Here is a 23,214-nt window from a genome sequence, read left to right as displayed (position 1 = left end):
GCCCCCAGCCCGCGCCTCGGCCGGCGGCCGTAGCCCGTACCTCCCCGACGCCCTGGTCCTTTGCGGAAGCCGCGAGTCCGAACCGTGACCCTCGGCACTATGACAGGACATTGACGCCGCCCCGCCCCATCTGTCAGGGTCCCGGGCAAGCGCTTACCACAACCGGCGGGACTCCGGTTCGGGTGAGGTGTCCCGTACGAGGGCGTGCTCGTACCCCCGCTGCGAGGCAGCGAGTGAACCGGGACCTTCAACCCACTCAAGCGGTGCGGCCGGGCGAGGCCGCGGCCCGCGGAAGCGCTCAATCGCAGGGATAGGAAACCGGGACCTGCTACTACCAGCGGCCGGCGCCGTCGCCGTGCTCGGTCCGCTACGACGAAAAGGGATCGAAGATGATCAGTCTGGGTGTGCGGCGCTCACGCCGACTCGGCCGTGGCGGCATACGCCGCGTGGTTCCCCTCGCTGCCGTGGCCACGGCAGGTGCCCTGCTGCTCTCCGCCTGCGGGGGGTCGGGGTCCGACTCGGGCGGGAACGCCAAGTCGCTGACGTTCTGGATTTCCACGGTCCCGGGGCAGGATGCGGGCTGGAAGAAGCTGGTGGCGCAGTACAAGAAGGAAGCCGGCGTCAAGGTCAAGCTCGTCAACATCCCCTACGACGGATACTCGACGAAGCTGCACAACGCCGCGCAGGCGAACTCTCTGCCCGACGTGGCGGCCGTGCCGGCGCTGGACCCGATCTGGTCGAGCAAGCTGATCGACCTCAGCTCCATCGCCAACAACAAGAGCAACAACATCAACGCCAACTTCCTCGCCAAGGACTCGTCCGGGAAGGTGCTGTCCATCCCCTCGGACGTCACCGCGTCCGGCCTGTTCATCAACAAGACGCTGTTCAAGAAGGCCGGCGTCTCCTTCCCGACCTCGCCCCAGAAGACCTGGACCTGGAAGGACTTCATCAAGGCGGCGGACAAGGTCCGGGAGAAGACCGGCGCCAAGTACTCCCTGACGTTCGACCAGTCGCCGTCCCGGCTCCGCGCCATGGTGTACGAGCTCGGCGGGAAGTACGTCCACGCGGACTCCTCCGGCAAGTTCTCGGTGGACGCCGCGACCAAGAAGGCCGTGAAGTACTTCGTCGGACTGAACGACGACAAGACCATGCCGAAGTCGGTGTGGACCAGCGGCGCCGACCCGTCGGCCATGTTCCAGAGCGGTGACGTGGTCGCCTACTGGTCCGGCGTGTGGCAGGTTCCCGCCTTCGCGGACAGCATCAAGAAGTTCGACTGGGCGAGCGTCCCGACCCCCGCCGAGCCGGTCCAGGCCAGTGACGTCAACAGCGGCGGCATGACGGTGGGCTTCAACAACAACAGCGCCGGGGCCACCGCCGCGAAGAAGTTCCTGTCCTGGCTGTACGAGCCGGACCACTACCGCGAGCTGTGTGAGGCGTCCGGGTTCCTGCCCGTCGAGAGCGGTCTGAACCCGGAGTACCCCTTCAAGTCCGAGGCGGCGCAGGCGGCGTTCAAGCTGTACAACGAGGAGATCCCGCTGTACGCCCCGATCTCCGGCTACTTCAACACCGCGCAGACGAACTGGGTGCTGAAGGGCAAGAGCCTCACCGAGGACCCGACCAAGACGGAGCTCGGCAAGGCGATCAACGGCCAGCAGTCGGCCGACGAGGCCCTGGAGAACATCGTGGCCGGCTACAACCAGCAGGTCGGCGGCGGATCATAGGCCACAGGGCCGGGCGGCGGGGTCGAGACACCGCCGCCCGGCCCTGGGCGCCCACGTGATGCCGGGCTCATGGCGTGAGCCCACCGCAATCCATTCCACCAGCACGGAGTCAGGAAGATGACAAAACGCGCCTCGGACGTGTCCGCGAGCCCGCCCAGGAGACGCAGTAAGTACACCCTTGCGCCGCTCGTGCTCATCGCGGCCAATGTCGTGCTCTTCTCGCTGTTCTTCGTCTGGCCGGCGGTGATCGGGCTCGTCTACTCCTTCACGAACTACACGGGCGTAGGGGCGTTCCAGTTCGTCGGACTGGACAACTACCAGAACCTGTTCGGGGACTCCACCTTCTACGACGCGCTGGCCCGGACGCTGCTGTACACCGTGCTCGTCGTTCCGCTGAACTTCGTGCTCTCGCTGCTCGTCGCCAACCTGGTGGTAAGCAAGCAGGCCAAGGGCGCGTCGGTCGCCCGTGTCATCTTCTTCGTCCCGTGGCTCATCTCGCCCATCGTCGTGGGTGTCCTGTGGCGGTGGCTGTTCGGTGAGAACTTCGGACTGATCAACTACGTCATCGAGAAGCTCGGCGGGAATGCGATCGCGTGGCAGTCGAACGCGGACCTGTCGCTGGGCGTGGTGGTGATGGCGGGCGCCTGGTGGGGAACGGCCTTCTCGATGCTGTTGTTCATCGCGGCGATCAAGAACGTGCCCACCTCGTACTACGAGGCGGCCTCGCTCGACGGCGCGGGCCCCTGGCGCCAGTTCATCAGCATCACACTGCCGAGCATCGCGCCCACCTCCTTCATCGTCATCCTGCTCAACACGATCAACGCGATGAAGGAATACCCGCTCTTCCTCGCCCTCAACAACGGCGGACCGGGAACGTCGAACAACCTGCTCGTCCAGTACATCTACCAAACCGGCTTCAAAACGGGCCAGATCGGCTACGCGAGCGCCGCGTCGTTCGTGCTCATGCTCATCCTGATGGCCGTCGCGATCATCCAGCTGATCGTCAACCGGCGGATGGAGAACCGATGACAACCACAGACACGCCGCGTCCGGTCAAAGCCGATTCCGTACGGGCCCTTTCCAAGAGGCGGCCCCGCAGCGGGGGCGGCGGTGGGCTTCGGCGCGCGGTACCCGCGACGACACTGCTGTGGATCCTGGCGGCCCTCTACGGGCTGCCGGTGCTGTGGTTCGTCCTCAGCTCCTTCAAACCGGCGGGAGACCTGTTCTCCCTTCCGCTGACGGTGCTTCCGCACGACCCCACCCTGTCGGGCTATAAGGCAGCGTGGGACAGCGCCAATTTCTCCCAGTACTTCATCAACACGACCATCGTGTGCGTGATCACGACGATCCTCACGGTGGGAGCCAGCTGCTGCACCGGGTACGCGCTGGCCAAGTACGACAACAAGTGGCTCAAGGTCTTCTTCATCTGCATCCTGGCCACCACGATGCTGCCGTCCGAGGTCATGCTCGCCCCGGAGTTCCTGGTGGTCCGCGACCTCGGCCTCTACAACTCGTTCGGCGGCATCATCCTCCCGGCCGTGCTCACCGCGACCGGATGCTTCATGTTCCGTCAGTTCTTCCTGACGGTCCCCGACGAGCTCATCGAGGCCGCCCGTATCGACGGCGCGCGTGAACTGTCGATCTTCCTGAGGATCATGGTGCCGATCTCCCGGCCCATCATGCTGACGCTCGCCATCCTGTCGTTCCAGTGGCGCTGGAACGACTACATCTGGCCGCTGCTGATGCTCAACGACCCCGACAAGTTCACCGTGCAGATCGGTATCCAGAGCCTCGTCGGGGCGCAGAACATCAACTGGTCGGTGCTGCTCGGGGGATCGGTCATCTCCATGATCCCGCTGATCGCCGTCTTCTTGGTGTTCCAGCGTTACGTCATGAGCGCCGACATCAACGCCGGACTGAAGGACTGACCTTGCCCACCCCGCTCGACCCCGAGTTCGTCCGCGCGGTGGCCCGCGCCGCCGACCGGCTGGCCGCCCCGCTGGCGGCCGACCCCGACGAGGAACCCGCCGGAGCGCCCCACCGCGCTCTGGCACGCCGGGTGAAGACTCTGGTCGCGGCGTACCGGTCCCCGGACTCGGCACTGCACGGCAGCAGTCAGGCCATCGCCGCCGCGATGACCCACCTCCGCGCCCTCCGGGCCGCGCAGACACCCACCGGCCTCTTCGCCGGCGGCGACAACGTGCAGTCACCGCCGGACTCCGCGTTCACCGTCAACGACGTGTGCGACGCGCACGTCCTCGCCGCCGGCGCGGGGCCGGAACTGCGCGACGTCACGGCCTCGCTCGCCGAGATCGCCGGTGCCGCCTCCGGCAGTCTCCTGACCGGTGGGGTGCACACCCCGAACCACCGCTGGGAGCTGTGCGCGGCGCTGGCCCGGCTGCACCGGTCGTTCCCCGACGACCGGCTGCTCGACCGCATCGAGGAGTGGCTCTCCGAGGGCGTCGACATCGACGCGGAGGGCCTGTACTCGGAACGGAGCGCCAACTACGCGGCCCACGTGTCCAACCCTTCACTGCTGCTGCTGGCCGGCGTCCTCGGCCGCGCCGACCTGCTGCACGCCGTCGAACGCAATCTCGCCACCACCCTGGACCTCATCAGGCCGGACGGCACGGTGGAGACCGTCCACTCGCGACGGCAGGACCAGAACCACCCGTTCCCGCTGGCGCCCTATCTGCCGCACTACCGGCTGCTCGCGATCCGCACCGGCCGGGGCGACTTCAGCCGGGCGGCGCGGCTGGCGGCCACCGGCGGCATCGACGACCCCGACCTGCTCGCCGAGACCCTCCTCACCCCGGACCTGTGCCGGGCCCTGCCGACACCGGCTGCGGAGACACTTCCGCGCGACCGGTACATCACCACCGCGCGCCTCGCCGCACGCGCCTCGGCCGGCGCGCACACGGTGGTGTACGGCGGCTCCGACGTGCCCGAGCACCGGCGCATCCGCTCGGGCCTCGCCTGCAATCCCACCTTCCTGCGCCTGTTCGCCGGAGACGCCGTCCTCGACGCGGTCCGCCTCTCACGGGGGTTCTTCGACCTGGGCCCGTTCCGCGCCGCCGGCATGCAACAGCCCGCCGACAACCGGTACCGGCTCACCGAAACCCTCACGGCCGCCTACTACCAGCCGCTCCCGCCGGACCGGCGACGGGACGACGGCGCCTACCGTATGGCGGACGAAGGACGCTTCTCGGCCGCGATGGCCTTCCCGGACCGGCCTCGGGACGAGGTCTCACACACGACCCGCGTCGAGGTGGACCTGAGGGAAGACGGTGCCGACCTGCGGATCGACATCAGCGGACCACGGGTGCCCTGGGCGCTCGAACTGACCTTCCGGCCGGGTGGCGTGCCAGAGGGCGCCGTACCGATCGGCGACGGACGCTGGTGCCTGACGACCGGGCCGATGACCTACCGGGTCGGCGACGACGAGATCCGGGTCGAGGCCGGCGTCGAGGCAGGCGAACTGCTCGCCGAGCCGGACCGGAGCGACGTACTACGGTACGACCCGGGTCAGGACTACACCGTGGTGGGCGGCACCGACGCGACGACCGGGAACCGCGTCTACATCGGTGGACACGGCCCGCACACACTGACCGTCGCACTGCACGCCCGCCGGCCCGCACCTGTCGTGTGACCCCGACGACCCACGCCATGGCCACCTCCGGCATGAAGGGCTGATCCACCCGTGCACCTCCTCCACCAGCGCGGCCCGCTGCACGACCTGCCGGACACTCCGGAGGCGTACGACGCCGTCCTCGCCGACGTCGTCGAGCAGGCCCTGGTCCGGCTCACGCCGGAGGGCAACCTCGAACACCCCGACTGCGTGGACGACATCGGCGACACCTCCCTCGGCGTCTCCTCGCTGCTGGCGCTGGCGTGGCGGCGCACGGGGGACGACCGGCTCCCCGAAGCGGTTTCGCGCAGCGTGGACTTCCATCTGCGGGAACGGGTCTTCCGCACGGACAACCCCGGCTACCCGAACCTGCGCCGACGCAACTCCGTTGAGCCGTACGCCCGTTACGTCCTCGGCGACGGCGAGCACCCCATCGGCGACTGGCCCAGCACGGTGTGGGCGCTGCTGCAGGCGGTGAACCTGCTGGACGTCGGCCGGGGCCTGCTGTCCGACGAGCAATCGACGGCACTCACGGACCTGGCGTCCGGCTACTGGCGGTGGCTCACCGAGGTCACCTTCTTCAATCCGCAGGACGCCACCAACCAGGCCATCGGCTGTGTGGTCGGCGGCCTGATGCTCGCCCGGCACCTCCCCCGCGAGGAGGCGGAGGGCGCCTACGGGACGGCCATGCGCCTGTACACGGAGGAGATCCGCTCCCGCCGGCTGCCCGACCGCGGCGCGCTGCTGCCCGCCGAGCACGGGGGCGCGTACGACAACAACTATGGCCCGATCTCCCTGTCCTTCCTGGCCCAGGCCCACCGGGTCAGCGGCGAGGCGGTGTTCGCCGACGACGGAGACGAGATCGCCCGCTACATCGACGCACGGCTGTCGTCCTGCGGCTACGACGTCGGCGGGCCGCGCTACAGCGAGCAGCACTCCGGTTTCGAGGCGGTCCTGGGTATGCGGCTCTTCAGCCGCCGTATCCGCGCCGACCTCGGCCGCTACCGCGGTGACACCCGGTGGGGCTACCACGCCGCGGGTCCGGACGGGGCCTTGGACGGCCATTTCGCGTTCATGCTGGTCTGGCAGATCCAGGACACGACGCGCTGGTACCGGGCGCCGCGCACCTCGCCCGTCCGCCATCAGCTGCGCAACGCACGCGTCTCCGTCTCCTTCGACAACGCGCTGACGCCGTCACTGGTCGAGGCCGCCGGCACACTTCTGCTGCCCGCCGCCGCCGACCGCCAGCACGGCATCGGACCGGCCGTACGGCTGTCCGGCGGGCGCACCTTCCTGCTGACGCGGCCGATGGGCGAGGTGCGGACACGCGACGCCGCCGCCCCCGGCCTGACGGCGAAGCTGGTCACCAAGCCGGTGGTCAGCGCCGCGCAGGTCCTCGTCCACACGCAGTCGTTGTACGTGACCGACGGGACGTCGCTGTGGCTGACGGTCGCCCTGGACCTGGACCCGTCGGAGGGCGAGCCGTTCCTGCTAGCCGGTCTGCCGTACGCGAAGGAGACCGACGGCCGGCTGGCGAAACTGGTGGAGGTGGAGGGCCTCGACCTCGCCGAGCGGGCGGCACGGCTGGCCACCGACGGCAGCCTCCACGCGGGCGGCCTGGCCGTCACCGGCGCCGCCCGGATCGCCGTCACCACACCCGCCTGGCCGGAGGGGGACAGCTCCGCGTACTTCAACTCCCCCGACACGATCGGCCTGACCCAGGAGCAGGCCGCGTTCCGGCTGGCTGCCGACCCGCGCGGCTACGGCAACCCGGACGCCGGCTGGCGCCACACCGTAGCGACCACCGCTCTCGAGGCGGAGCCCGCGCCGGGCGCCCCGGCCGGGCTGACCGTCTTCGCGATCCGCTACGGGCCCGCCCACGCCGACGAGCCGTTCACTCCGGTCTTCGAGCGCACCGACGCGGGTCTGCTCGTCACGACCGAGGCGTTCTCCGCGGTGATCGGCCCGCCCGAGGGGGATGCCACGGGCGAGCCGGTGCTGGAGCTGCGCCGGCCGGACTGAGTCCCCGGCCGGCCCAGGCAAGCCGTCACCGCATGAGAACCCCGGCCACCTCCCCGGTCGCCTCCGAGGGCACCGCCACCAGGCCGAGCTCGGCGGGCGAGCCCAGCAGGCGGTGGGAGGGAAGGATCCGCACGGTGTACCCGTAGGGCCCCGTACGGTCCAGGGAGAGCGGCCCCTCGTAGACCCAGCGGCCCTCAAGGTCAGGGCCGCCCGCGGGTTTCAGCGGGACCACGGACGCATCGGCGATGCGGTCCTCGGAGTCGACGCGGCCCGCGACGACCTGCACCTCGACATCGTCCGGCTGCAGATCCCCGAGGCGGACCCGGACCCGCACACCAAGCGTCGACCCGAGCTCCGCGGTCGCCGTGACGGCCGAGACCTCGACGTGGTCCACGGCGACCTGCCCCCACGCGCCGCGCACCCGGGACTTCCAGACGGCGAGCTCCCGCGCCGACTCCGGGTCCATCGAACGGTGGGCGCGGGCGGCCGGTGCGTACAGCCGCTCCACGTACTCCCGGACCATGCGCCCGGCCAGGACCTTGGGGCCGAGCTGGGTCAGCGTCTGGCGGACCATGTCGATCCAGCGGTCCGGCAGGCCCTCCGGGCCGCGCTCGTAGAAGCGGGGCGTGACCCGCTGCTCCAGCAGGTCGTAGAGCGCGCCCGCCTCGAGGTCGTCGCGCCGGTCGGCGTCCAGCCCCGAGCCGTCCGCGGTGGGGATGGCCCAGCCGAAATCGGGCTTGAACCACTCGTCCCACCAGCCGTCGAGGACGGACAGGTTCAGACAGCCGTTCAGAGCCGCCTTCATGCCGGAGGTGCCGCAGGCCTCCAGCGGGCGCAACGGGTTGTTGAGCCAGACGTCACAGCCCGGGTAGAGCTTCGTCGCCATCGCCATCCCGTAGTCGGGCAGGAAGACGATGCGATGGCGCACGCGCGGATCGTCGGTGAAGCGCACAAGTTCCTGGATGAGCCGCTTGCCGCCGTCGTCCGCTGGGTGCGCCTTGCCCGCGATCACGATCTGGATGGGGCGCTCCGGGTGCAGCAGGAGCTCCATCAGCCGGTCGCGGTCGCGCAGCATCAGCGTCAGGCGCTTGTACGAGGGGACGCGGCGCGCGAAGCCGATCGTCAGCACGTCCGGGTCGAGGACGCTGTCGATCCAGCCCAGCTCGGCCGCGCCTGCGCCGCGCTGCCGCCAGGACGTGTACAGCCGCTTGCGGACCTCGGTGACGAGCTGCTCGCGCAGGACGCGGCGCAGGTCCCAGATGTCCTGGTCGGGGATGTCGGCGACGGTGTCCCAGCGCTCCGCGCCGCCCACCGCGAGCGCCTCCTCGGCACGCCGGTCGCCGGTCTGCCGGGCACCGAGCCGGAAGACCTCCGGGGCGACCCAGGTCGGGGCGTGGACGCCGTTGGTGACGGAGGTGATGGGGACCTCTTCGGGATCGAAGCCCGGCCACAGCCCGGCGAACATCCCGCGGCTGACGCGGCCGTGCAACAGCGAGACGCCGTTCGCGCGCTGGCCGAGCCTGAGGCCCATGACGGCCATGTTGAAGAGGTTCGGCTCGCCGCCGGGGTAGGTCTCCATGCCGAGCCGCAGGATCCGCTCGACGTCGATGCCGGGCAGCTCCGCGTGGGGCCCGAAGTGGCGGGCCACGAGTTCCCTGTCGAACCGGTCGATGCCGGCGGGGACAGGCGTGTGCGTGGTGAAGACGGTCCCGGCGCGCACGGCCTCGAGGGCGGAGTCGAAGTCCAGGCCGGGGCCGTCCAGCCCCTGCCCGGCGAGCTCATGGATGCGCTCGAGGCCGAGGAATCCGGCGTGCCCCTCGTTGGTGTGGAACACCTCGGGTTCCGGGTGCCCGGTCAGCCGGCAGTACGTCCGGACGGCCCGCACACCTCCTATACCGAGGAGCATCTCCTGCAGCAGCCGGTGCTCGCTGCCGCCGCCGTACAGCCGGTCGGTCACGTCGCGCTCGCCGAGGTCGTTCTCCTCGACGTCGGAGTCGAGCATCAGCAGCGGTACGCGGCCGACCTGGGCCAGCCAGATGTGCGCCCGCAGCGACTTCCCGCCGGGCAGCGCGATCTCGACCTGGCTGGGGGTGCCGTCCTCCTCGCGCAGCAGGCTGACCGGCAGCTCGTTCGGGTCGAGGACCGGATAGTGCTCCTGCTGCCAGCCGTCGCGCGACAGTGTCTGCCGGAAGTATCCGTGCCGGTAGAGGAGCCCGACCCCGATCAGCGGTACGCCGAGGTCGCTGGCCGCTTTCAGATGGTCGCCCGCGAGGATGCCGAGCCCTCCCGAGTACTGCGGCAGCGCGGCGGTGATGCCGAACTCGGGTGAGAAGTAGGCGATGGCGGCGGGCAGTTCGGCGGACTGCTGCTGGTACCAGCGGTCGCCGGTCACATAGTCCTGCAGATCGGCGGCGACGGTGCCGAGCCGCTGCAGGAACTGCTGGTCCCGGGCGAGCTCGCTCAGGCGGTCGGACGGCACACTGCCCAGCAGCCGCACCGGGTCGCCCTGCGAGTCGGCCCATCTCCCCGGGTCGACGGACTCGAAAAGATCACGGGTCTCCGCATGCCACGACCAGCGCAGATTCCGCGCGAGATCGCTCAGCGGACGGAGAGGTTCGGGGAGTACGGGACGTACGGTAAATCGACGGATGGCCTTCACGTGGCTCCTCTTTGGCGCCGGAACGGCGCCGCTCTTGCGGAGGTGGTTGATCACCGTCGGGGTGCCTCAGTGATTACGGTACGGGGCCCTCAAGGGATGTCACGTGACTTCGACAGTAGCGGCGCGGCAGCCCCGTAACCACGGCGCACAGTGTGTCCGCCGGTGCACGGGGTGTGGCCGGCGCTCTCCCCCGCGCATGACAGCCCCCGTCCCGCACATGTGTCCGGAAATCGCCGCAACCTCCGCACCCTTCACGAGCCCGCCACGGACGATATGGCCGATTCCGCCCCCTCCGGTGGTCTTGTAGCGCTTCACACCGCACGAGAGGCTGCCAAGTGGCGTCGGCGGGGGGATCGACAGGTCAGCACCAGCGGCTGAACTCTGCCCGACGCATGTCGAGTTGAGGAGGGGAACTCACGACATGGCACTGACGCGTACACAGCGTCTGCGCTGGGCGGGGGCTCTCACCGCGGTCACCACGGCCGCGGTGCTTTCGGCCGCCACCCTGCCGGCGCATGCGGCCCCTGCGGAGGGGCGCGTTCTGGGGGCCGGGTCACCCGGTTCCGTCAGCGGCAGCTACATCGTGACACTCAAGGGGGGAACGAAGGCCCCGTCGGACGCCGGCAAGGCCATCCCATCGAAGTACGGGGCGAAAATCAGCCACACCTACAGCACGGCACTCAACGGGTACGCGGTGCGGGCGGACGCCACGGAGGCCCGGCGCCTGGCGGCCGACCCGAAGGTCGCCTCGGTCGTCCAGGACGCGAAGGTGACCGCCGACCACAACCAGAAGAACCCGCCGTCCTGGGGCCTCGACCGGATCGACCAGGACGACCTGCCGCTCGACAAGTCCTACACCTGGCCGGAGTCCGCGGGGCAGGGGGTGACGGTGTACGTCATCGACACCGGCATCCGCACCACCCACGAGGACTTCGGTGGCCGGGCGAGCAGCGGCTGGGACTTCGTCGACGACGACGCCGTCGCCCAGGACGGCAACGGCCACGGCACCCATGTGGCGGGCACCGCCGTCGGCACGAAGTACGGCGTGGCGAAGAAGGCGAACGTCGTCGCCGTGCGCGTCCTCGACGACGCAGGCGGCGGCACGTTGGCGCAGGTCATCGCCGGGATCGACTGGGTGACGAAGCACGCCCACAAGCCGGCGGTCGCCAATATGAGCCTGGGCGGTCCCGCCAGCCCCCAGCTGGACGCGGCGGTGCGCAACTCGGTCGCGTCCGGCGTGACGTACACGGTCGCCGCCGGGAACGAAGGGCTCCCGGCGTCCCTCGACTCGCCCGCCCGGGTCCAGGAGGCCATCACGGTCGGCGCGACCGACGAGAAGGACGCCCGGGCGAGCTTCTCTAACTGGGGAGCGCGACTGGACCTGTTCGCCCCCGGTGTGGACATCACATCGGCGTCGTACGCTGACGACACGGGCAGGGCGACCTTCTCCGGTACGTCCATGGCGGCGCCGCACGCTGCGGGCGCTGCCGCGCTCTATCTGGCCGACCACGCCTGGGCGTCTCCGGCCGACGTGAGCAAGGCTCTCGTCGACCGGGCCGTGTCGGGCAGGGTCACCGGCGCGCTGCCCGGTTCGCCCAACAAGCTTCTCCAGGTCAACAACCCGTAGCAGCTGGGGGTACCTCCCAGGCCCTCAAGGCACTGGGGGAGGAAAAGCCCTCGAGAAAGGCGTGTTCATGGCACCGGCCCCGTCTCCGCGGCGGGGCCGGTGTTGTGTGCGCATCTACGCGCGAGTAGTTAACACTCCACCGGATTGCCCACCCGAGGACGAGGGGAAGGCTCATCCGGTACACACAGAAACCTCTCGGACACCTCGCCGTCCGTTCCTCGTGCTAGACCCGATTCACACCCTCGTATCGGCCCACCCCCCTCCTGACACCAAAACAGTCGGAGCGCCATCGGCGCCCCTCCGAATGAGTGAACGCGGACAGGAGCGGCCATGCCCGCAACGCGCCAGTCGTCGACACCACAGATACAAAGGGCAAAGGGCATATCGCCCACATCCCTCCATACAGACCCCCCAGGTGATCCCATGATCGGCCGCATCCCCGTCCTGGATGTCCGCCCCCTCGTCGACTGCGGTCGCAGGCCCGCGAAGGCGGTGGCGGGCGAGGCGTTCCAGATCACCGCGACCGTCTTCCGCGAGGGCCATGACGCGGTGGCGGCCAATGTCGTGCTGCGCGATCCGGAGGGCCGGAGCGGCCCGTGGACTCCGATGCGCGAGCTGGCCCCCGGCACCGACCGCTGGGGCGCGACAGTCAAGCCGGACACCGAGGGCCACTGGACCTACGCGGTGGAGGCTTGGAGCGATCCGATCAGCACCTGGCGACACCACGCACGGATCAAGATCCCCGCGGGCCAGGACACGGAGCTCGTCCTCGAGGAGGGCGCGCAGCTGTACGAGCGAGCGGCCAAGGGAGTGCCCAAGGCCGACGGCGGCCGCGAGGCCGTGCTGGCCGCGGTGGACGCGCTGCGCGACACCGGACGCCCGGCCGCATCCCGGCTGGCCGCGGCCCTGACACCCGACCTGGACGCGGTGCTCTCCCAGTACCCCCTGCGCGAGCTGCTGACGTCATCGGAGCCGCTGCCGCTGCAGGTGGAGCGGCCGAGGGCCCTGTTCGGCTCCTGGTACGAGTTCTTCCCGCGCTCGGAGGGCGCCGTCGTAGAGGAAGGGAAGCCGCCGATCACCGGCACCTTCCGGACCGCCGCCGAGCGGCTGCCCGCGATCGCGGCGATGGGCTTCGACGTGGTGTACCTGCCGCCCATTCACCCCATCGGCACAACGTTCCGCAAGGGACCCAACAACACCCTGTCGGCGGGTCCCGACGACGTGGGTGTGCCCTGGGCGATCGGCTCCCCCGAGGGCGGGCACGACGCGATCCACCCGGACCTGGGCACCATCGAGGACTTCGACGCCTTCGTGCGTACTGCCGCGGAGCTGCGCCTCGAGATCGCTCTCGACTTCGCGCTGCAGTGCTCGCCCGACCACCCGTGGGTCCAGAAGCACCCCGAGTGGTTCCACCACCGTCCCGACGGCACCATCGCGTACGCCGAGAACCCGCCGAAGAAGTACCAGGACATCTACCCGATCGCCTTCGACCGGGACATGAAGGGCCTGGTCGCGGAGACCGTGCGGGTGCTGCGGCACTGGATGGACCACGGGGTGCGGATCTTCCGTGTGGACAACCCGCACACCAAGCCGGTGGTGTTCTGGGAGAAGGTCATCGGGGAGATCAACCGGACCGACCCCGATGTGATCTTCCTGGCCGAGGCGTTCACCCGTCCGGCGATGATGCACACGCTCGCGGCGATCGGCTTCCAGCAGTCGTACACGTACTTCACCTGGCGCAACAGCAAGGAGGAGCTCACCGACTACCTCACCGAGCTGTCCGGGGACGCCGCCGCCTATATGCGGCCCAACTTCTTCGTGAACACACCCGACATCCTCCACGCCTACCTGCAGAAGGGCGGGCGGCCCGCCTTCGAGGTGCGGGCCGTGCTGGCCGCCACGCTCTCGCCGACCTGGGGGATCTACAGCGGCTACGAACTGTGCGAGAACGTCCCGCTGCGCGAGGGCAGCGAGGAGTACCTGAACTCCGAGAAGTACGAGCTGCGCCCGCGCGCCTGGAAGACCGCGGAGCGCACGGGGAACAGCATCGCGCCCCTCATCACCACGCTCAACCGCATCCGGCGCCTCAATCCGGCCCTGCAACAGGTGCGTGACCTGCATTTTCACCACGCGGACCAGGACGCGGTCATCGCGTACTCGAAGCGCAGCGGTTCGAACACGATTCTGGTGGTCGCCAACCTGGACCCGCACCACACCCAGGAGGCGACGATCTCGTTGGACATGCCGCTGCTAGGACTGGACTGGCACGACACCGTTCCGGTGCGCGACGAGCTCACCGGGACGACCTACCACTGGGGCAGGGCGAACTACGTGCGCCTGGAGCCGGGTCGAGCGCCCGCGCACGTCTTCACCGTCCTGCGACCGTCCTCACCGATCGGAGGGTCACCCACAACATGATCGTCAACGAACCCGTCCCGGACACCTTCGAGGACACACCCGCCCAGGAGCGGGACCCCGATTGGTTCAAGCGAGCCGTCTTCTACGAGGTACTGGTCCGCTCGTTCCAGGACAGCAACGGCGACGGCGTCGGAGATCTGAGGGGCATCACCGCCAAGCTCGACTATCTGCAGTGGCTCGGCGTGGACTGCCTATGGCTGCCGCCCTTCTTCAAGTCGCCGCTGCGTGACGGCGGCTACGACGTCTCCGACTACACGGCCGTCCTGCCCGAGTTCGGCGACCTCGCCGACTTCGTCGAGTTCGTGGACGCCGCACACCAGCGTGGCATGCGGGTGATCATCGACTTCGTCATGAACCACACCAGCGACCAGCACCCGTGGTTCCAGGAGTCCCGCGCCCACCCCGACGGCCCCTACGGCGACTACTACGTCTGGGCCGACGACGACAAGCAGTACCAGGACGCGCGGATCATCTTCGTCGACACGGAGGCATCCAACTGGACCTTCGACCCGGTCCGCAAGCAGTACTTCTTCCACCGCTTCTTCTCCCACCAGCCGGACCTGAACTACGAGAACCCGGCCGTCCAGGAGGAGATCCTCGCCGCGCTGCGCTTCTGGCTGGACCTCGGCATCGACGGCTTCCGGCTCGACGCGGTGCCGTATCTGTACGCGGAGGAGGGCACCAACTGCGAGAACCTGCCTGCGACGCACGAGTTCCTCAAGCGGGTCCGCAAGGAGATCGACGCCCACTACCCGGACACGGTCCTGCTGGCCGAGGCCAACCAGTGGCCCGAGGACGTCGTCGACTACTTCGGCGACTACGCGGCCGGCGGCGACGAGTGCCACATGGCGTTCCACTTCCCGGTGATGCCGCGCATCTTCATGGCCGTCCGCAGGGAGTCGCGCTACCCGGTCTCGGAGATCCTGGCCAAGACGCCGGCGATCCCCACGAAGTGTCAGTGGGGCATCTTCCTGCGCAACCACGACGAGCTCACGCTCGAGATGGTCACGGACGAAGAGCGCGACTACATGTACGCGGAGTACGCCAAGGACCCGCGGATGCGCGCCAACATCGGCATCCGCCGCCGACTGGCGCCCCTGCTGGACAACGACCGCAACCAGATCGAGCTGTTCACGGCCCTGCTGCTGTCGCTGCCCGGTTCGCCGATCCTCTACTACGGCGACGAGATCGGGATGGGCGACAACATCTGGCTCGGCGACCGCGACGCGGTGCGCACACCGATGCAGTGGACGCCCGACCGCAACGCGGGCTTCTCGTCCTGCGACCCCGGCCGGCTCTCCCTGCCGACGATCATGGACCCGGTCTACGGGTACCAGGTCACGAACGTCGAGGCGTCGATGTCGTCCCCGTCCTCGCTGCTGCACTGGACGCGCCGGATGATCGAGATCCGCAAGCAGAACATGGCGTTCGGGCTCGGCTCGTTCACGGAGCTGCCCTCGTCGAACCCTGCCGTGCTGGCCTTCCTGCGCGAGTACAAGGACGATCTCGTCCTCTGCGTGAACAACTTCTCGCGCTTCGCGCAGCCGACGGAGCTCGATCTGCAGGCGTTCGACGGCCGGCATCCGGTGGAGCTGATCGGCGGGGTGCGGTTCCCGGCCATCGGTGAGCTGCCGTATCTGCTGACCCTCGCGGGGCACGGCTTCTACTGGTTCCGGCTGAGGAAGGAAGGCGTCTCGTAGTTCCGGGCGGCGGGGCGGTTTCCGCCGTCCCGCCCTGGGAACTGTGACCATCACCGAGTCCGTACGGCGCCGCGCCGGTCGACTCCGTCGTACCGGTCGAGTCCGTACGGACCATCCTCACCCGACACGTCCCGCACAGCCGCACAGCATTTGCCGCATTCCGGGACACTTGACGCGCATTTCTGTGGGTGCCCGGGGAAAGGACGCGACGCCATGTCGGAAGCCGCCACCCGCAGGGGTACGACGTCCATCGCGCCTCCCGACCTGCTGGCGTCCCTCGATCCCCTGTTGCGTGAGTGGCTGCCGCGGCAGCGGTGGTTCGCCGGCAAGGGAAGGCCCGTCACCGGCTTCACGCTGGTCTCCGCGACCGAACTGCTGGAGCCGCCCGTGGCGTCCCCCGGCGTCATCCACCTCCTCGTCCAGGCGGAGCAGCACCATCAGCCCATACAGACCGCCGGCACACCGGGACACAGCAGCGCACCGCACACCGACTGCTACCAGCTGCTGATCGGCGTCCGACAGGCGCTGCCCCCGCATCTCGCGCCCGCACTGATCGGGCACGTGGCGCACGGCCCGCTGGCCGGGCAGACCGTGTACGAGGGGTTGCACGATCCGCATATCGCGGAGCTGCTGATCGAGCGGCTGCGGCTGCCGGGGCGGCTCGGTGAGCTGCGGTTCGGGCGCGACACCGGCGTGGACATCCCGTTCGGCCTGGTGCCGCGCGCGCTGGGCGCGGAGCAGTCCAACACGTCGCTCGTGTACGGAGATACGTTCATCCTGAAACTGTTCCGTCGTGTGGTGCCGGGGGTGAACCCCGACCTGGAGCTGCCGCGGGCGCTGGCCCGGCAAGGCTGTGGGCGGGTGCCCGCGCCGGTCGCCTGGTTCGAGTCGCACGAGCAGGGCCCGGCGGCCGAACCGCTCGTACTGGGTGTGCTGCAGCCCTATCTCAAGGGATCCGCGGACGGCTGGGAGCTGGCCCTGCGCATGCTCGCCAAGGGCGAGGACTTCAGCGCCGAGGCGCGGGCCCTCGGCCGTGCGACCGCCGAGGTGCACCTCGCGCTCGCCCGTGCGCTGCCCACCGCGACGCTGGGCCGTACCCAGGTGGAACAGATCGCCGGGGGGATGGCCGAACGCCTCGAAGCGACCGCCCAGGCAGTGCCTGCCCTGCGCCCGTACGCTCCCGGGCTGCGCTCCGCCTTCGACGCGCTGGCCCAGTTGGGCGCCGAGGGCCGCACGTGGACCGCCCAGCGGGTCCACGGCGATCTGCACCTGGGGCAGTGTCTGCGCTCACCGGCCGGGGAGTGGTCGCTCATCGACTTCGAGGGTGAGCCGGCACGTCCGCTCGCCGAGCGCCGGATGCCGCAGCCCCCGGTGCGGGACGTCGCCGGCATGCTCCGCTCCTTCGACTACGCCGCGCGCTCCCACCAGCCGTGGGCGCCCGAGTGGGCCGACACCTGCCGGGCCGCCTACTGCAGGGGGTACGCGGAGGTGTCGGGCAGCGACCCGCGCACCGAGCCGGTGATACTGCGCGCCTACGAGACGGACAAGGCGGTGTACGAGGTGCTCTACGAGGCCCGGCACCGGCCCGACTGGCTGCCGGTGCCGCTGGCCGCGGTCCGCCGGCTCGCCGCCCCCGCCCCCGCCCACGACCCAGGCCCCGGCCGCTGACCCCGGCCCGCCGACACACACGACCGCCGACGACCGCCCACAACTCCCGCGACCTACACGATGCCCTCCGAGGAGGCCTCCCCCGTGACCCGCCCACCGTCCCGCAAGCCGTCCGAAGAGTCCGATACTCCGGCCGCGCCGCCGGCACCGCCCGCGCCGCGATCAGCGGAACCGATCTCCGAGGCCACCGCGGGTTCCGGCGCCGGTGCCGCCGCGAAGGAGACGAAGAAGACGTCGGCCAAACCGGCCGGCGGCTCCGCGAAGAGCACGCCGCCGAAGAGTGCGTCGAGCACGTCCGGCAAGAGGTCCGCTGCGGGGGAGGCGAAGGCGGAGCCGCGGCAGGCAGGTCGGGGAGCGGCGGGTTCGGGGAAGGCGGGCCCGGGCGGGGGTGCCTCGGAGAGGGCGGTGCCGGGCGGGGCGGCATCGCAGAAGACCAGCACGAGCGAGACGGGTACCAGCGAGACGGCGACGGGCAAGGCAGTGACGCGCCAGGCAGTGACCGACAAGGCGGCTTCGGAGAAGACAGTGACTGGGAAGGCCGCTTCAGGCAAGGAACGCAAGGAACGTCCCGAGACCGCTCTCAGCGAGACGGCCCGGGAGTCGGCCGCCAGCAGTGCGGCGGCCCGGGCGTCGGCCGCGTCCGGGACAGCGGCCCCCGCCACGGCCGCTTCCGACGTAACGGCCCCGGGGAGGGCGGCGGCGGGCGACGCGACCGGCGGGACAGCCACCTCCCCCGGGGCGGTTCGGGCGACATCCGCCTCGGGCGGGGCGGCACGCGCGGCAGCCGCTCCTGGTGCGACGGGCCGGGCGACGGGCGCCTCCAGCGCAGCAGCCAGGGCGACACCCGCCTCGGGCAAGACGGCCCCGGACAGGACCACGACGGGCACGGCGGCCGCCGGGAACCCCGCATCCGGTGGGGCGTCCCCCGCGGCGGGCGGTTCCGGCGGACCCCACAACCCCGGCCAAGGGACCCACGCGACACCCCCCTCGCGCGACGCAGCCGAGGAGAGGGCCGCATCGGGCAAGGCGGCCCCCGGGGCACGCGCCTCGGGTAACGCGTCCGGCGGGGACGCGGATGCGGCCCGTGAGAATGCCGATGCCGGGAAGGGCTCGTCCGGCAACGGGACCGGCGAGAGGAACTCCCCTCCCGGCCGCCCCGGCGGCCGGCCCGCCGACCCCGTGCCGTACGACGACCGGGAGCGGCTGCTCAGCGGCACGCACCACGTCCCGCACTCGGTGCTCGGCGCCCACCCGGTGCGCGCCGGCGTCGTGTTCCGTGCGCTGCGGCCGTACGCGCAGTCGGTCGCCGTCATCGCCAAGGGGCTGCGGGCCGAGTTGCACGACGACGGGGACGGCTTCTTCTCCGGAGTTCTGCCTCTGCGGGACATTCCCGACTACAAGCTGCTGGTGACGTACGAGGGCTCGGAGGTCGAGACCCAGGACCCGTACCGCTTCCTGCCCGCGATCGGTGAGCTCGATCTGCATCTGGTCAGCGAGGGCCGGCACGAACAGCTGTGGAACGCGCTGGGTGCGCAGCCGATGGTGCACCAGGGCGTGACCGGCACCCGCTTCACGGTGTGGGCACCGAACGCTCGCGGTGTGCGGGTGGTCGGAAACTTCAACTACTGGGACGGCACCGGGTACGCGATGCGGTCGCTGGGCTCGTCCGGCATCTGGGAGCTGTTCGTGCCGTCGCTCGGCGAGGGCGAGCTGTACAAGTTCGAGATCACCCGCCCGGACGGGTCGAAGACGATGCGCGCGGACCCGGTGGCCCGCCGCACGGAGGTGCCGCCCGCCAACGCCTCGGTGATCGACGAGTCGCACCACGTCTGGCGGGACGACGAGTGGGTGGCGAAGCGCGGCGCCCGTCCGGTGCACGAGTCGCCGTTCTCCGTCTACGAGGTGCATCTGCCGTCCTGGCGGCCGGGGCTCACGTACCGCCAGCTGGCCGAGCAACTCCCCGCGTACGTCAACGACCTGGGGTTCACGCACGTCGAGCTGATGCCCGTCGCCGAGCATCCCTTCGGCGGCTCCTGGGGCTACCAGGTCACCGGGTTCTACGCCCCGACGGCCCGCATGGGCACCCCCGACGACTTCAAGTACCTGATCGACGCGCTGCACCGGGCGGGCATCGGCGTGCTCATGGACTGGGTGCCGGCGCACTTCCCGCGCGACGACTGGGCGCTGGCCGAGTTCGACGGCCGTCCGCTGTACGAGCACCCGGACCCTCAGCGGGCCGCGCACCCCGACTGGGGCACGCTGGAGTTCGACTACGGCCGCAACGAGGTCCGCAACTTCCTGGTCGCGAACGCGGTGTACTGGTGCGAGGAGTTCCACATCGACGGACTGCGCGTGGACGCCGTCGCCTCGATGCTCTACCTCGACTACTCGCGCGAGTACGGCCAGTGGACCCCGAACGTGTACGGCGGCCGGGAGAACCTGGACGCGGTGGCGTTCCTGCAGGAGATGAACGCGACGGTGTACCGGCGGGTGCCGGGCGTCGTCACCATCGCCGAGGAGTCCACGGCCTGGGACGGTGTCACGCGCGCCACGCACCACGTCGGCCCGGGCGGCTTCGGCGGTCTCGGCTTCGGCCTGAAGTGGAACATGGGCTGGATGCACGACTCGCTGGGTTACGTGTCCCACGAGCCCGTGCACCGCAAGTACCACCACCACGAGATGACGTTCTCGATGGTGTACGCCTACAGCGAGAACTACGTGCTGCCGATCTCGCACGACGAGGTGGTCCACGGCAAGGGCTCGCTGGTGTCGAAGATGCCGGGCGACTGGTGGCAGCAGCGCGCCACCCACCGTGCGTATCTGGGCTTCATGTGGGCCCACCCCGGCAAGCAACTCCTTTTCATGGGGCAGGAGTTCGCACAGGGCGCCGAATGGTCGGAGAGCCACGGCCCGGACTGGTGGCTGCTCGACCCGGCGTACTCGGCGGAGTCCGACCACCGTGGCGTACGAGACCTCGTGCGCGATCTCAACGCCGTGTACGTGCGCGAACCCGCCCTGTGGGAACGGGACACGGAACCGGCCGGGTTCGCCTGGATCGAGGGCAACGCGTCGGAGGACAACGTCTTCGCGTTCCTGCGCCATGACGCGCAGGGCTCCCCTCTTCTGGCCGTGTCCAACTTCTCGCCGGTGGTGCGCCACGAGTACCGGCTGGGGGTTCCCGACGACATTCCCGCGTGGCATGAGGTCCTCAACACGGATGCCGCGCGGTACGGGGGCAGTGATGTGCGGAATCCGGATCCGGTCAAGCCGGAGCCGCAGGGGGCCCATGGGCGCCCTGCGAGCATCCGGCTGACTCTGCCGCCGCTCGCCACGGTGTGGCTGCGGCCGGCGTAGGTTTTTCGCCCCCGCCGCCCTTACCCGTCCCGTCCCCCGGGGGGCTTTCGCCCCCCGGACCCCCCTCATCGGCCTTGACGGCCTCGTCCTCAAACGCCGGACGGGCTTAGTGGCCCCAGCGCCTCCGGAAGCGGGGCGCTGTGGATCACGCCCAAGGCCTGGGTCGCCCTCGTCAGTGCCACGTACAGATCGCTCGTGCCGTAGCGCGACGGTTCGACGACCAGGACCGTGTCGAACTCCAGGCCCTTCGACTGGCGCGGATCGAGCACCACCACCGGGTGGGTCAGGTCCGGTTCGGCTCCGGCCGTGATGCCGGGCAGGTGCGCGGCTAGTTCGCGGTGCAGGTCGCGAGGGGCGATGACGGCGAGGCGGCCCTCGGTGGGGGTCGTCTCGGCGACGGCTTTCGCGACCGTGGCGGCGAGTTCGGCCCGGGTGGTGGCGCGTGCCCAGGGGCGGTTGCCCGTCGAGCGCACGGAGCTCGGCGGTTCGAAGTCGGGGTGCTCGGCGCGGAGCACGGCGGCCGCCAGGTCCATGATCTCGGCGGGCGTGCGGTAGTTGACGCCGAGCCGGTTGTGCTCCCAGCGGTCCTCGACATACGGGTCGAGGATCTTCTCCCAGGAGCCGACGCCCGCCTCCTCCGCCGTCTGTGCCGGGTCGCCGACCAGCGTCATCGAGCGCGTCGGGCAGCGGCGCATCAGCAGCCGCCACGCCATCGGCGACAGCTCCTGCGCCTCGTCGACGATGATGTGGCCGAACGCCCAGGTGCGGTCGGCGGCGGCCCGCTCGGCTGCGCTCCGGTGGTCGGCCTCCTCGTGCCGCTCGGCCATCCGCTCGGCGTCGATGATGTCGTGCGCGGACAGAACCTCGGAGTCCTCGTCGTCCTTGTCCTCGAACTCGTACGTCCGCGAGGCGTACGAGACGTCCAGCACGCCCTGCGCGAAGGCGATCTGCTCGCGCCGCTCCCGATCCGCCGCGGCGCGCGCCATCCGTTCGTCCTCGCCGAGGAGTTCGGCGGCCTCGTCGAGGAGGGGTACGTCGGCCGGGGTCCACGCGCGCGTGACGGTCCGCCGGATCGCCGCCGCGTCTTCGTCGGACAGATGCGTGGGGTCGGACAGGAAGTCGGCGACGAGCCGCTGCGGGGTCAGCCGCGGCCACAGCTCGTCGATGGCCGACCACATCTCGGGGTTCTCGGCGAGCTCGTCGCGGATCTGCGTGATGTCGCTGGCGTCGAGAAGGTTCGTGCCGTCGTAGGGGTCGGTGCCGATGCGCTCGGCGACCATGTCCGTGAGGGTGTTGAGGATGTGGCCCTCGAAGTGCTCGCGCGCCACGTTGTGCGGCAGACCGGCCGCGCGCGTGCGGTCGCGTGCCACCCGCACCAGGTCGTCGTCGAGCAGCAGCACCTCCCGGTCGTGCTCGATGGCGAGCACCGGGTCTGGCAGGGCCTGCCGGTCCCGTACGACGGCCGCGAGGACGTCCGCCATCTCCGCGCGGCCCTTGACCGCGGCCGCCTCCGGAGTGTCCGTGCCGGTGGCCCGTACGCCGGGGTACAGCTCGCCCATCGTCGCGAGCAGCACACCCGTCTCACCGAGCGACGGCAGGACCTCGCCGATGTAGCCGAGGAACGCCGGGTTGGGGCCGACGATCAGCACGGCCCGCTTGGCCAGCAGCTCGCGGTGCTCGTAGAGGAGATACGCGGCGCGGTGCAGCGCCACCGCCGTCTTGCCCGTGCCGGGGCCGCCCTCGACGACGAGGACGCCGCGGTGCGGGGCGCGGATGATGCGGTCCTGCTCGGCCTGGATGGTCTGCACGATGTCGCCCATGCGGCCGGTGCGCGCCGAGTTCAGGGCGGCAAGGAGCACCGCGTCACCGGTCGGGTCCTCGTGGCCGGTGCGGGTCTCGTCGTCGAGATCGAGAATCTCGTCGTGCAGTTCGATGACCGTCCGGCCGTTCATGGTGATGTGCCGGCGGCGGCGCAGGCCCATCGGCGTATGGCCCGTGGCCAGATAAAAGGGGCGGGCGACGGGAGCGCGCCAGTCGATGAGAACCGGGGTGCGCTCGGTATTGTCCTCGCGGATTCCAACGCGTCCGATGTGGTGGCTCGTTCCCTCGGTGAGGTCGATACGGCCGAAGCAGAGCGAACCGTCCACCGCGTTGAGCGCGGCGAGCAGACCGGAGCGTTCGGCGACCAGCACATCCCGTTCCAGCCGTGCCTGCAGACCGTTGCCGACCGGGGCCAGCGCGCCCGCCAGTTCGGCCTCGGTGCCGCCGCGCAGCGCGTCCACGCGCGCGTACAGTCCGTCGATGAATTCCTGCTCGCGCTGCAATTCCTCGTCTGTGAATGGCGTGTTTGACAATTCCACTCCCGCCCGGATATACTGCCATCAGTGAACTTCTCCGTGACTCAATCGCCGTAAAGT

The 23,214-nt window shown here is 70.2% G+C and carries 13 protein-coding genes; 10 read left to right on the top strand and 3 right to left on the bottom strand.

Features of this window, described 5'->3' with window-relative positions; genetic code table 11:
* Window positions 1-389: 389 nt before the first annotated feature.
* The 5 genes from ABT009_RS16480 to ABT009_RS16460 all read left to right on the top strand — a co-directional run bounded on the left by ABT009_RS16480 (window position 390) and on the right by ABT009_RS16460 (window position 7,371).
* Window positions 390-1,721, top strand: a complete 1,332-nt coding sequence (locus ABT009_RS16480) for an ABC transporter substrate-binding protein (protein WP_351294324.1) — start codon at window positions 390-392, stop codon at window positions 1,719-1,721.
* Between the two features lie 117 nt (window positions 1,722-1,838).
* Entirely contained in the window at window positions 1,839-2,750 is a 912-nt protein-coding gene (locus ABT009_RS16475; RefSeq protein WP_351294321.1) for a carbohydrate ABC transporter permease, read from the top strand.
* Entirely contained in the window at window positions 2,747-3,649 is a 903-nt protein-coding gene (locus tag ABT009_RS16470) for a carbohydrate ABC transporter permease (protein WP_351294318.1), read from the top strand. Before ABT009_RS16475 ends, ABT009_RS16470 begins: the two co-directional genes overlap by 4 nt.
* A gap of 2 nt (window positions 3,650-3,651) precedes the next feature.
* Window positions 3,652-5,370: a hypothetical protein gene (locus ABT009_RS16465; protein ID WP_351294316.1), complete on the top strand. Its 1,719-nt coding sequence runs from the start codon at window positions 3,652-3,654 to the stop codon at window positions 5,368-5,370.
* 51 nt (window positions 5,371-5,421) lie between these two features.
* Window positions 5,422-7,371: a hypothetical protein gene (locus ABT009_RS16460; RefSeq protein WP_351294313.1), complete on the top strand. Its 1,950-nt coding sequence runs from the start codon at window positions 5,422-5,424 to the stop codon at window positions 7,369-7,371.
* 25 nt (window positions 7,372-7,396) lie between these two features.
* Here the strand turns inward: ABT009_RS16460 and glgP are convergent, their stop codons facing one another.
* Window positions 7,397-10,030 (bottom strand): alpha-glucan family phosphorylase, encoded by a 2,634-nt coding sequence (gene glgP, locus ABT009_RS16455; protein WP_351294311.1) that lies wholly within the window; start codon window positions 10,028-10,030, stop codon window positions 7,397-7,399.
* Between the two features lie 421 nt (window positions 10,031-10,451).
* Between glgP and ABT009_RS16450 the strand changes: the two genes are divergently transcribed.
* The 4 genes from ABT009_RS16450 (at window position 10,452) to ABT009_RS16435 (ending at window position 17,443) form a co-directional block, all read left to right on the top strand.
* A complete protein-coding gene (locus ABT009_RS16450) occupies window positions 10,452-11,657 on the top strand; it encodes a S8 family peptidase (RefSeq protein ID WP_351294308.1) in 1,206 nt (401 codons plus the stop codon).
* A 423-nt stretch (window positions 11,658-12,080) separates the two neighbouring features.
* Complete coding sequence (locus tag ABT009_RS16445) at window positions 12,081-14,075, top strand: alpha-1,4-glucan--maltose-1-phosphate maltosyltransferase (RefSeq protein ID WP_351294305.1); 1,995 nt, start codon at window positions 12,081-12,083, stop codon at window positions 14,073-14,075.
* A complete protein-coding gene (gene treS, locus ABT009_RS16440) occupies window positions 14,072-15,775 on the top strand; it encodes a maltose alpha-D-glucosyltransferase (RefSeq protein ID WP_351294302.1) in 1,704 nt (567 codons plus the stop codon). The genes ABT009_RS16445 and treS overlap by 4 nt, the downstream gene beginning before the upstream one ends.
* A 213-nt stretch (window positions 15,776-15,988) precedes the next feature.
* Window positions 15,989-17,443, top strand: coding sequence for a maltokinase N-terminal cap-like domain-containing protein (locus ABT009_RS16435; protein ID WP_351294300.1), 1,455 nt, complete (start codon window positions 15,989-15,991; stop codon window positions 17,441-17,443).
* Between the two features lie 53 nt (window positions 17,444-17,496).
* Here the strand turns inward: ABT009_RS16435 and ABT009_RS16430 are convergent, their stop codons facing one another.
* Window positions 17,497-17,949, bottom strand: a complete 453-nt coding sequence (locus tag ABT009_RS16430) for a hypothetical protein (protein WP_351294297.1) — start codon at window positions 17,947-17,949, stop codon at window positions 17,497-17,499.
* Window positions 17,950-17,968: 19 nt separating this feature from the next.
* Here ABT009_RS16430 and glgB point away from each other — a divergent pair, with 19 nt between their 5' ends.
* The gene (gene glgB, locus ABT009_RS16425) at window positions 17,969-20,797 is read left to right on the top strand and encodes a 1,4-alpha-glucan branching enzyme (protein ID WP_351294294.1); all 2,829 of its coding nucleotides are present in this window, start codon (window positions 17,969-17,971) and stop codon (window positions 20,795-20,797) included.
* Window positions 20,798-20,886: 89 nt separating this feature from the next.
* Here the strand turns inward: glgB and ABT009_RS16420 are convergent, their stop codons facing one another.
* Complete coding sequence (locus ABT009_RS16420; RefSeq protein WP_502989897.1) at window positions 20,887-23,169, bottom strand: HelD family protein; 2,283 nt, start codon at window positions 23,167-23,169, stop codon at window positions 20,887-20,889.
* Window positions 23,170-23,214: the final 45 nt, after the last annotated feature.

The sequence above is a fragment of the Streptomyces sp. NPDC002896 genome, assembly GCF_040295225.1.
Taxonomy (GTDB): Bacteria; Actinomycetota; Actinomycetes; order Streptomycetales; family Streptomycetaceae; genus Streptomyces.
The sequence above is the reverse complement of the archived record's forward strand: the minus strand, read 5'-3'. Positions and strand labels throughout refer to the sequence as shown.